9 protein-coding genes and 1 CRISPR repeat array are annotated in these 11,870 nt (G+C 47.2%); of the genes, 7 read left to right on the top strand and 2 right to left on the bottom strand.

Going from position 1 to position 11,870, the window contains the following annotated elements:
- Positions 1-9 precede the first annotated feature (9 nt).
- Both JW881_20625 and JW881_20620 read right to left on the bottom strand, forming a co-directional pair.
- Positions 10-1,068 (bottom strand): hypothetical protein, encoded by a 1,059-nt coding sequence (locus JW881_20625; GenBank protein ID MBN1699926.1) that lies wholly within the window; start codon positions 1,066-1,068, stop codon positions 10-12.
- Between the two features lie 57 nt (positions 1,069-1,125).
- The gene (locus tag JW881_20620) at positions 1,126-2,646 is read right to left on the bottom strand and encodes a hypothetical protein (GenBank protein ID MBN1699925.1); all 1,521 of its coding nucleotides are present in this window, start codon (positions 2,644-2,646) and stop codon (positions 1,126-1,128) included.
- Positions 2,647-3,010: 364 nt separating this feature from the next.
- Here JW881_20620 and JW881_20615 point away from each other — a divergent pair, with 364 nt between their 5' ends.
- From JW881_20615 to JW881_20585, 7 genes are all read left to right on the top strand, one after another.
- Positions 3,011-3,508, top strand: a complete 498-nt coding sequence (locus JW881_20615) for a hypothetical protein (protein ID MBN1699924.1) — start codon at positions 3,011-3,013, stop codon at positions 3,506-3,508.
- A 957-nt stretch (positions 3,509-4,465) separates the two neighbouring features.
- On the top strand, positions 4,466-5,224 hold the full coding sequence (locus JW881_20610) for a hypothetical protein (GenBank protein ID MBN1699923.1): 759 nt from the start codon (positions 4,466-4,468) through the stop codon (positions 5,222-5,224).
- Between the two features lie 101 nt (positions 5,225-5,325).
- Positions 5,326-5,979: a RibD family protein gene (locus tag JW881_20605; GenBank protein ID MBN1699922.1), complete on the top strand. Its 654-nt coding sequence runs from the start codon at positions 5,326-5,328 to the stop codon at positions 5,977-5,979.
- Between the two features lie 23 nt (positions 5,980-6,002).
- Positions 6,003-6,884, top strand: coding sequence for an aminoglycoside 6-adenylyltransferase (locus JW881_20600; protein MBN1699921.1), 882 nt, complete (start codon positions 6,003-6,005; stop codon positions 6,882-6,884).
- A gap of 54 nt (positions 6,885-6,938) precedes the next feature.
- Complete coding sequence (locus JW881_20595) at positions 6,939-7,400, top strand: pyridoxamine 5'-phosphate oxidase family protein (GenBank protein ID MBN1699920.1); 462 nt, start codon at positions 6,939-6,941, stop codon at positions 7,398-7,400.
- 275 nt (positions 7,401-7,675) lie between these two features.
- Positions 7,676-8,320, top strand: coding sequence for a hypothetical protein (locus JW881_20590; protein MBN1699919.1), 645 nt, complete (start codon positions 7,676-7,678; stop codon positions 8,318-8,320).
- Between the two features lie 109 nt (positions 8,321-8,429).
- Positions 8,430-10,199 (top strand): hypothetical protein, encoded by a 1,770-nt coding sequence (locus JW881_20585; protein MBN1699918.1) that lies wholly within the window; start codon positions 8,430-8,432, stop codon positions 10,197-10,199.
- Between the two features lie 236 nt (positions 10,200-10,435).
- A CRISPR array of direct repeats spans positions 10,436-11,870; the repeat unit is 32 nt; unit sequence GTTTCAATCCACGCGCCCACACGGGGCGCGAC.

Here is an 11,870-nt window from a genome sequence, read left to right as displayed (position 1 = left end):
CCCGTGCCGTCAATAGGAAATATTCCCGTAGAATAAAGTTCTGCCGAGAATACCGTCACTGTATCCGAGGTAGAGGTCCATGTCGCCGTCTTCATCGATATCGTAAAAAAAAGGCGAGGCAAACGACGCGGCGGACTCGATACCGAAGGGATTCGGCTCCGGTTCGGAAAACACGGGTGTTACTCGATCTCCGGTATTCTCGAAATAGACGACGTCCCCGGAAACGACGCCCACGAAAAGATCATAATCATGATCCTCGTCGATATCCGCGAAGGCGGGAACCGAATACCGGCCCGCGTTGACGATATTGAACGGGTTCGTTGCATAATTCGCGAAATCGGGCTTTTTCCGAGTCCCGACATTTTCGAAGAAAAAAATATTTCCGTGATCCGACCCGACGAAGGCGTCGAAGTCCTCATCATCGTCTATATCGACAAAGGCGAGTGTGGGGGCTCCATTGGAATCACCGGCCGTCAGGTTGAAGGCATTGCCCCCGGTATTAATATCCGAAATGTCCGCAAAAGTCCGGATAAAATATACATCGCCGTATGTTTCGTAATTTCCGTCCCCGTCGGCATCATTCCCCCATACCGAAAGAAAGGCATTGTTTCTGCCTTCCCCTCCCCCCAGAATATCCACGGCTATAAAATCCCTTACGGCGTCAATACCGGTGATCGGTACCGTCAAACGGACGGTCATATAATCGAAAAGATTGTATTTTTCGCTTTTATTGATATAATATATGAACTCCCTGTTCGCAACCCCAAAAACATCGACGGTGTTATTGTTCGTATCCACGACATACGACCCGACCCGTATCATATAATATTGCTGATTCCCCAGATATTCATCCTCACGTGTTTCGATCCCGAAAGGATCCCCGACCGCCGTATCGAACCGCGGTGTCACCGGGTACTGCGGCGTATACAGGCAGGAAAAACACAGTTGTGTGAATATTGCAGAGAACAAAACACACAGCGCCGTCTTTCCCGGAAGAGCCACGTTCCCCCGTACCGGGCCGTTCGTACCGCCAATCTTTTCAATATGATAATAAACCGAATGCTCCATACGCTGTCCTTTCCGTTTATTAACCGGTTGCACCTCTCTACGCCCTTTCCCGAATTCTCATTTCCGCACCGGTATTGCCCGACCGTCCGCCCCGTTTCCGTAAAAAAGTCCATGAATCCGGTCCATGGTTTTCCATCCGTCGATACAGGAGACGGTATACCACACACCGGCCATAAATATACCGCAATAGTAAAGGCCTTTAAAAAAATTTGCGCTTTGTCTGAGATGGTCCGCGAGGTGCTCTTTTACGCCCGCTTCACGCCTCCGCGTGTATTCATCGTAAAATCCGGCTGCAAACATCCCCGTGGCCGCGGTAAAGGCCGCGGAAGAAAGAAATCCCGAAAGCACCAGATTCCCTTTCCCCGGTTCACGGTTATAATACTGCGCGGCCGAGGGGACAAGGCACAATCCCCACCGGTAATCGAAATCGATATCCTCAACATCGATTTTTCCGGTTTCGCCGGCCGAGAGTTCCACATACTCCTCATGGAAACACCATTCGCTGTTGTCGAGCGGGTCTGAAAGAAGCACGCGGACATGGTAATTACCGGGGAGGATATGATTCAGGGCCGCGGGCAGTATGGCGGTGGTCTCACCGTTGATTTCCGCACGAAGGCGGTTATCCCCACCGCTAATCCGTATGCTTGCGGTCACATTAATATAAACGGAAATATCATCTCGCTCGGATGCGACGATTCTTTCATTCACCACAGTTTCATTCCCCGTTTCATCGCGATACACGGCCCTCAACGCGTGGTCCCGGCCGGCTGTGATCGTTCCCGTATAGTCACCCGTTCCGATATACCTGCCGTCGAGAAACACCATGCATTCCCGTTCGGCCGTTATGTCGATATTCACCAGCACTTTTTTTTCGATTATCCTGTTTTCACCGGGCGACAGATCGACGAACTCCTCCCACACGATACCGCCCGCCGTCCCGTAATCATAAACAAGTTTCATCGCGTGCGGACCGGCCGGAAAACAAAGGGAAAACGGGGTAAGACCGATTTCTTCGTCATCGACGACAACGGCGCACGGGTGTTCGGTGATGAACGTGAAATAACCGTATTCCACCTCGTATGGGGGAATGTTCAGTACGGATGCGAAACCGCGGACGATTTTAACGATCATTTCAGACATGGAAGCCCCCGCTTCACCGCCGCCAAGCCCCCGGCTCCTGCTCCGGTAGACGACTTTATTCGCCGATATGTCGACCACCTCGATACTTATTTCACTATAATCGGTCTCTATCCTGAATTTTCCCCTCACAATGAAATCGGCTGAAAAATCCGCCGCGATCGTGTACAACGTATCGTTTTTCCAGAAATCGTCATGTTCGTATCCCCGCAGGCGGATATATTCACGCACGATACCGGGAGAAACGGATGCGTACGACGAGCCGTTTTTCATAAACAAATCCATGATCCCGGGAATAAGACGACAAAAACGGTCGTCTTTGCCGTCGCCATTATTGAGAAAAGGGAGAAACAGAATGGTTTCCTTGCGTGAACGGGTTTCATTTGCGAAAAGATTCACGATAACAAGAAAAATACACAAGGAAATAACTGTCTTTTTCATACATTCAGCCGGCGGCCTCAAACGCCCCCCGGTTCGACGTGCCGAAGCATCGGTCTTTCCATATTTTTATCATCCGGGAAAATAACTCCTTTTTTAACGGAAAATCATACCATATTATATCAGAAAAATCAAGTAAGACCGGACGATCCGGCCCAATATCATTCCCCCGGCATACCGGTGGAGCACTCGATGCCGCCCCGGCCGCTTGCAATGACGGTCGTTCCGTGATATGATAGGTAAATATACGTTCGTAAAGCGGACGATAATAGTAGCGTCTCATCCGGGACGTTCAGGGGGTAACAAGCTTATGTCAGGTTCTACCGCAATAAAAAGAAAAATCAAGCAAAAAAGCCGGGCGTCTTTGATGCGAACGTTACTGTTATCGAGCGCCGTAACAACCCTGTTCTTAATATCCGGCTGTACCGACACCGGAAAGGCACCGGCGGCCGCCGGAAGACTCACGGAAAGCAATGGCTGTAAAACCTTTGATGAAAAGACGGAACCCGAAACGGTATCGTCCGGCGCTGACTGCATCGTCTATCGGTACGATGGCGAAAGCAACACGCTTGCCCTTACCCATGCGAACGCGTGTTTCAACTGCTGTCCGGGTAAAATCGTTTCCGAAGTAACGATCGAGAATAACGGCATCATCATAACGGAAGCGGAAACCGAGGGATACTGCGACTGTCTCTGTCTGTTCGACACCGATTATGAAATAACGGACCTCTCTCCGGGAGTATATCACATAACAATCAAGGGACTCTATGTCCGGGACGACCCCCTCGAAGCAAGCATCGACTGCGGCATATCTCAAACCGGAATGTATTGCCTCAAGCGGGATTACTATCCCTGGGGGCTGTAACGCGCCGCCGGGAACCGCTATCCCCCATCGGCGAACGATTCGGTTTCATGCAGGAGATGTTATTTACAGCCTGGGTATTGTTTTTTTTCAAAACGAGTTATATTGAAAAAAGGATTACCACAATCCTTTTTCAACAGGAAGGACCCGGGCAGCCAGTTTCAGCGGCGCCCGGGAGACGAGAGGGCAGAGGAAGAGGAAATAATTTCTTTCTCTGTGTTCTCTGCGGGCCCTGTGTGAGACCTTTAATAAATATTGTTTCACACAGAGTTCACAGGGCACACAGAGAAGGCTTTTATGGTGACTGAGGATGAACGGACGGAAGCGCGGTTCTATTGTTGGACTGCCGCAGGCGCGACACGGAGGGCGGTAGGAAGAGAAGAATTTTTACGGGAGTGACGGGGTTAATTCAGATAGCTTTCATTAATGCATTATCGGCGTCATTCATTTTCATGCAGAGAAAGCAGTTTTCGTAATAAACGATATCATTTTTTACGTTTATTTGCGGATACTGAATTAATTTCCTGTATGCATGGTATATAGTCAGGATAGATTTGAAAGAATGGAATAAAGGGTGAAATTCTTGATGAGTCCCGAGTATAAGTTGTTTTTCGGATTGTTTGAATTGGTGTATCCTCAAATGGAGTCTATTGTGTATGACATATATGATTGTGTATTCTGTTCGGCCGGGTTTTGCCATAGATTCAACAGAGCGTTGACTGCTTCGGGCGTAGAATAACCCTCCGCCCGGATTTCCCACGCTTCACTCCGGTGTCAAGCTACAGGACGTTATGCGTCATTCTATTGCCAAATTTTGTGGTAATATAATAAAGTTCAATAAAGGTGACTCGTGATGAAAATCGGCGTCCCGTACATTGAATTACGAACATTGATCGACACTGCCCTTGCAAATCGGATCGTTTTATTCTATCATTTTTTTATGACAGGAGGAACTGAATCATGAAACGATTATCTAACTCTCTCGCCGGATCGGCTATTGGATGTTCAGCCATATTGTTTGCATTGATAATTATCTCATTTATTATACTACCCGGCGGCTGCAATTCGATTCAACGAATAAAAGCCGATACAGAACCGGAAAAAAACACCGTTCCGGTTCTTTTGGATGAATCGTTTGAATCAGGAAAAATCCCCACAACCATACAGTCTTGGCAGTCGGATTCGGATTATAAACCGCAAGCCATTGATGACAACGGCAATATGGTTTTAAAATTAATATCTTCATCGGATATTTTCATTCCGGAAGAAAATCACCCGCATTATTCGGGTTTTAGTTTTCATGGCGGCCCCAATGAAAGACCATTGAGAACGGATTGGGAATATGAATTGGACTATAGGTTGAAACTGGTTGAATATGCGGAAGGGTGGACTGCTTTGACTTTTCGTTACTATGGAAACTCATTCGACGACAGATCGACCTTCGGTATTTCACCCGGTTTGAAAGCACACATAGAAAGCCAAACACAGGGAGAGGACATTGATTTAAATGTAATTCTCACCGCCGATCAATGGTATAGGGTAAAGGTAATTTTGAGAAAACATAACTATTCAGTTTATGTCGATGATACGTTGGTTTTTTATGAAGACGGCAGTCCTACAGAAACCACAAATGCGGTTTGTGAAGTTGCCGGGGGTATGACGGTCTATATCGATGATGTAAGCTGGTCAGGACGGATATTTAAAAGACGCCCCGGTTAAATGATGAAGTGTAACATAGACTTCCAGGCTTCGCCGCAAGGCTGGGAAAACATAACCAGCCATTTGAATATTATTAGCAATTACATTAAAAAGGAGCAACAATGTTACCAAAAATAGTCTATCACATTGAAAGCAGTATCGACGGGAGGATTGACTGGCTAAAACCGGATGATTTTCTGTATTACAGAATCATATCGGACCGGAAATTCGACGCGATGATCTCCGGCAGCACTACGATGCTGAAGGCGGAAATGTCTCCGGAAAAAGATATCAAGAAAATGGACGATCAATATTTAATTGTCGTGGATAGTAACGGCAAAATAAAGAACTGGGATATAATAAAAAATCAGGCGTGGTGGAACAGCACTCCTATCGTCCTGTGTTCCGAAACCACACCGGCTGCATATGTAAAACTGCTGGAAAAAGAAAATATTAATTTCATAATCTCCGGCAAAACGAAAGTGGATTTAAAACACGCACTGGAAGAGATATATAATAAATTTAATATTAATACGATCAGAATCGACAGCGGCGGTATTCTGGCCGGTGTCTTATTGAGACAACGGCTCGTCGAGGAGTTAAGTATTGTTGTTGCGCCTCAATTGACGGGCGGCGAATCTCCGAAAACTATATTTACGGCTGAGGATTTGACATCTTTCGAAGACGTTATCAACCTGGAACTCATTAAAACGGAGATGTTGGAAAACAATTATATCTGGATCAGATATAAAATCAAAAACGGCAAACAGCAGTAATGAAAACCGAATCGGAATTATAAATGAAGACAAAAACCGAAAAAGAAATGTTTACCTTGATAATGGATTTTGCAGGTTCAGATGCAAAAATACGCGTCGTCATATTGAACGGGTCGAGGGCGAATCCGGATGCCGAAAAAGACATTTTTCAGGATTATGATGTTTCATGTTATGTGACTGATATCGAGCCATTCGGGAATGAAAATGACATTGTATTCCGGTTTGGCGAAATGATGGTAGTCGAACAGCCCAATACGGGACCCTGGCCGCCGGCTGAAGCCGACGGCAGTTGCCACAATTACAATATACAATTATTGGATGGAAACCGGCTGGATCTTTCATTCTTTCATATTGATACATTGAAGAATCATGTAAACGACAGTTTGACCCTTGTTCTTCTCGACAAGGACGGTCTCTGCAAGCATCTTCCTCCGCCGAGTGAAAAAAGCTACTTCATTTCACCTCCGACAAAGGATCTTTATTCCGGCTGCTGTAATGCTTTTTATTTTGCTTTGGGGTCACACATTCCGAAAACGATATGGAGAAAAAAACTGCCGTTGCTGAAATTTTATATAGAGGGGTGGCTGCGTGAACCGGTCGTGATGATGTTGTCCTGGGAAATCGGGATCAAGACCGGATTTGAAAAGTCAATCGGATCAAAAGGCAAGTATATTCAGCGATTTCTCGAACCGGAGAAATGGGAAGCATATGTAGGAACATATGCCGGTTCCGATTATGACGATCTATGGGATTCGTTATTCGTCTTCCATGATTTTTTCAAACAAACCGCCGGGTTCGTCGCCCGAGAATATAATTTTGATTTTCCTGCAGAAAAAAACTCAAAAGTGCTGTCTTTTTTGAATCATGTCAGAAATCTGCCGGAAAATGCGAAGAGCATCTATTGACGTATATAAGGAGTATATAGATACGTAAAGCGTATTTATCGATAATTTTACATTATGAGAAGAAAAGACAAACAAATAACGGACCAAAGATTATTAGAAGATATCCTGAAAAAAAATTCGATTTGCAGAATAGCTTTTGTCGACGGTGAACGGCCTTATATTATTCCCATGAACTATGGTTATGAGGGAAATGAGATTTTCGTGCATTCTGCATTGGAAGGAAAGAAAATCGACTTGTTGCACGTTAATAACAACGTATGCGTTGAAATTACGGATTCGATAGATGTTGTCACATCGGAAAAAGCGTGTGATTCCGGCACGAAGTTCAGGTCGGTCATTTGTCAAGGAACAATTCATAATGTCATTGAGAACGAAAAAAAGATCGAGGGACTAAAAATCATTATGAGGCAGATTACGGAAAATACGAATTGGGATATTCCTGAAGCCGCCGTCGAAAAAGTCGCGGTTCTCAAAGTCAAAATTGAAACAATGACAGGAAAAATATCAGGCTCATAGATTTCCGTAACAGCGGTTGCCCGCGGATATACGGTTTCACCCGGCGACACCCATGGACTGGCCTCCGGAGAACACCGCGTCCCCGCGAACCATCAGGCGCGATATCAAGCCCATAAAATATATTGAGAAACCCAAACCTTTGATTGGGGGCGTTAATGAAATACCTCGATATAAAATTTATCATTGTGATTCCGGACTACCCCGGGCCGAATCACGGTAAAAATACTTTTCAAGACAATTCACAAGGTGATATAATGACACGGGGAGATACAATCATGAAACATCTTGTATATTTTATTATCTTCACCGTCTTGTTCTCTTCATGCGCCAAACCGGCGGGCGGGAAAATCGATACGGGAAAAACATCCATAGAAAAGCGTATATCCGATTACGCTCAACACGCTTTTATACATAATCATGACGATGAAATAAAGGATATATTTACCCTTGATATAAAAAATTTTAATGCTGAAAATAAAGAAGCATTACCTGAAGACGGCATATACAAAAAAGACTATTTTCAGATCTTCGTTCCCGCATCGATGTATGTGATCGCTTCGGAGGTACGGGACGGCGTCATTCTCAAACACAAGGAAAAACCGGCATATATTTACCTTTTGTCTCCCCTATGGTCGGCGTCGTCGGTCTATCTGTGTTTTGACTTCAACAATAGTGAATTCAAGCATATATCGGGCTACAGGGATGTTACAATGAATTTCAGCGGAAAAAAGCTTGTCTGTGAATATATTTTTCCCGAAATACGGGACAAATATACGCGTTACGTGAAAATAAACAAGCACTATGATTACGGCATGACGGTACTGGTACTCATATATAGAGAACCCGATGTCTCATTGGAGGAAATGAAATCGATTTCTGAAGCCATTATGAGTAAATACGGGGTATTCGCGGATCATTAATCCGCATTTATCGGAGTTGTACCGGCTCTTTGCGGTACTTTTTAAGTATTCTCCGGACGGTAACTAATCAATAAAAAGGGGTTAATATAATTAATGAAAGGATACATACATGAACAATCCATCACCTGACGACAATAAACGGAAATATTTTTCCTTATTGTGGCCGGACGGACGAAGCCGCGATTCGGATACTTTCACGATAACCCCCCAGACATTCAATGACCTCGATCTTCCCCGCATTATTTCCGAATTAGCCGTCATTCCCCAACATCGGAACGAAATTGAAGCCGTTTTTAAACACATCTGTCTCGATAACCATGTCATCGAATACCGGCTGGATATTCTGGATGATTTGCTGCGAAATCCGTCCTTTGTTGCGGTCATTATGGAACTCCTCCCGATGCTCGATGTGTTTGCCGGGAGGAAACCGGTGGTTCAGGCCGATAAAAAAAACGTCGAATTGTACTCTCTGACATCCCGGTTGAGCGAACTTGAAGGATACATATTCTGTGTGCGGAAATTCCATGACACATTCACCTCACTCGAACACGCTTTTACGTCCGCGGGGCTCGCCGCATTGCAGACCTATATAAACGATATCGTCGACGATGAAGTATACAAGAACCTGCTGCGGGAATTACCCGGAATTCTTTCGGATATCAGGGGGGTTCGGAGTTTTTCCATCGGTGTCAACCTGAACAACGATCTGCTTCCCGTCGAAGCGACATTGCTCTCGATCAATCAAAAAAGATATACAGGGAATAAAAGTATTTTCAAAAAACTCTTCGGATCGAGTGTCGATGAATACGAAGGAATCGCGCAGCTGCACACCCCTCCCAGAAAACACATTCATTGGGACGGGAAGACAATGTTCGTCAACCCAGAGCTGCACGGTTACCAGGTCAATCCGACACTCGTTCCGCTTTTCCGCGATATATCGGTCTTGATAAAAAAGATCAGTATTCCGATCGTAAAATCGTTGAGAAAATTCGTGTCGATACGGGGCGATCAGTTTGCCGGATTGAAAAAAGAGTTTTTCTTTTATCTGGGGGCGGTTAATCTCATACAAAGAATGAAGGAAGCCGGTCTGCCGATGTGCAGGCCCGTAATTTTCGAAAAAGACGAAAAGAAATGCGTCATCAATGAGAGTTATAATATGGGATTGGCGCTTGGTTTTCCCGTTAATAGCGGGAAGACCGATTTGAAATCCTCCGTTATTACAAATGACGTTTCATTCGGCCCGGACGGGCGCATCATCATACTGACGGGCCCGAACCGGGGCGGAAAAACGACCTACACGCAGGGGATCGGGATAGCCCAGGTGTTCGCCCAGACCGGCCTGTACGTGCCCGGAACGCGGGCGGAGATTAGTCCCGTCGAAAGCATTTATACGCACTTCCCGATCGAGGAAAAGGTGGACAAGGGGACGGGGAGGCTCGGCGATGAAGCCAAACGCTTTTATGAAATTGTATCCGGCGTGACGGGATACAGCCTGCTCCTGTTGAACGAATCTTTTTCGAGCACGAACGCGGGAGAGAGTTTTTTTATCGCCCGCGATATCGTCAGGATATTGAGAGTCCTGGGAGCTCATGTCGTCTACGCGACCCATCTTCACGAACTCGGAATCGCCGCGGAAGAGATCAATAATTCCATAGAAGGGAAAAGCAACGTCGTGAGCATGATCGCCGTCGCCGAAAAAAAGGAAGCGAATAACATCTTACGAACATTCAAGATCGTGAAGGGACCCCCCGAAGGCAGCAGCTACGCCATGGAAATAGCCTCGAAGTACGGAATAGGATTCGATCAGCTGAAGGAGCTTTTTGTCAGGCGCGGGATATTGGACGATACAGCGGCGGACGGTAGGATGGAAACGGATTGAGGGGGTGGTGGGATGAAATGACGAGACGGTTACTATGGAAAAGTTCGGGGGTATGGTATTTATTCGAGGATTCGCAGCTCCATTTGAATATTTTAAAGTAAAGTTGTCCTCATTATATATCTACGCGGAATGCGACGATATTTCATGCCCATGGTATTCAAGTCTCCCATTTTTCAATTTATGTACCCACTCGGGGTTTAACGATTCCCGCTTTTAAACTCAAGCTTTTGTGTAAATTTTCAATCCACGCGCCCACACGGGGCGCGACTACCGTATTTTTGTTGAGCGCATCCGTCATGTCGTTGTTTCAATCCACGCGCCCACACGGGGCGCGACCGAATCGTATAGGATATAGGTACGAAGAGCACCTGTTTCAATCCACGCGCCCACACGGGGCGCGACATATGCCGATCGGTTTTCCTCCTCCATCGCCGGAGTTTCAATCCACGCGCCCACACGGGGCGCGACAGCCGGGAGTGTATCGCTTGCGCCCTGATTATCGGTTTCAATCCACGCGCCCACACGGGGCGCGACCACGTCAAAGCTGTTAATCGTGTCCTGCAAGTTGTTGTTTCAATCCACGCGCCCACACGGGGCGCGACAAAAACGATTTTTACATGGAGGTTGTGATGCAGATGTTTCAATCCACGCGCCCACACGGGGCGCGACCGGTAGCTTGGGAGATTTACCAGCGAATTTTTCAGGTTTCAATCCACGCGCCCACACGGGGCGCGACGGGGCGGTGGGCGGGGCCCGGGCCGCCACTACTTTTGTTTCAATCCACGCGCCCACACGGGGCGCGACGAGATAGAAGAGCGGACGGATGATGCCGGCATTGTTTCAATCCACGCGCCCACACGGGGCGCGACAAATATCATCCCGATGTAAAATGGAATAATCCCGAGTTTCAATCCACGCGCCCACACGGGGCGCGACGATGCCGACAAAAATCATGTCCGCACAATAACGCTGTTTCAATCCACGCGCCCACACGGGGCGCGACAAGAGTTCTCCCGTCGACCGATCTTTCGCTATCCGTGTTTCAATCCACGCGCCCACACGGGGCGCGACCCGGCCAGCTTCTCACAGGCTTTTATGATCGTCTGTTTCAATCCACGCGCCCACACGGGGCGCGACACGAGCAGAGGACATGGGTGCGCCGCACAGGCGGGTTTCAATCCACGCGCCCACACGGGGCGCGACCTTATAAGTGACAAATATCCATCCCCTGTTATAGGTTTCAATCCACGCGCCCACACGGGGCGCGACCCGGCCAGGATACAGGGGATAATCAGTTTTTCCGGGTTTCAATCCACGCGCCCACACGGGGCGCGACAGGTCTTCTGTTTTCCGTATCTTCAGACTATCGATGTTTCAATCCACGCGCCCACACGGGGCGCGACCTGAAATGGACAGCCCATTTCAGGACTTTCTCCCCGTTTCAATCCACGCGCCCACACGGGGCGCGACGGGATTGTTTGCCGAATGTGGCAGGTGGGAGTCTGTTTCAATCCACGCGCCCACACGGGGCGCGACACAAAGAACATTAAAGTTTTGCCTGACGCAATCCCGTTTCAATCCACGCGCCCACACGGGGCGCGACGAAGATAGGGTTGTATGTTGACGATTTCGGATCAGGGTTTCAATCCACGCGCCCACACGGGGCGCGAC

Source organism: Spirochaetales bacterium (assembly GCA_016930085.1).
Taxonomy (GTDB): Bacteria; Spirochaetota; Spirochaetia; order SZUA-6; family JAFGRV01; genus JAFGHO01.
This window is presented reverse-complemented; position numbering and strand designations above follow the sequence as displayed.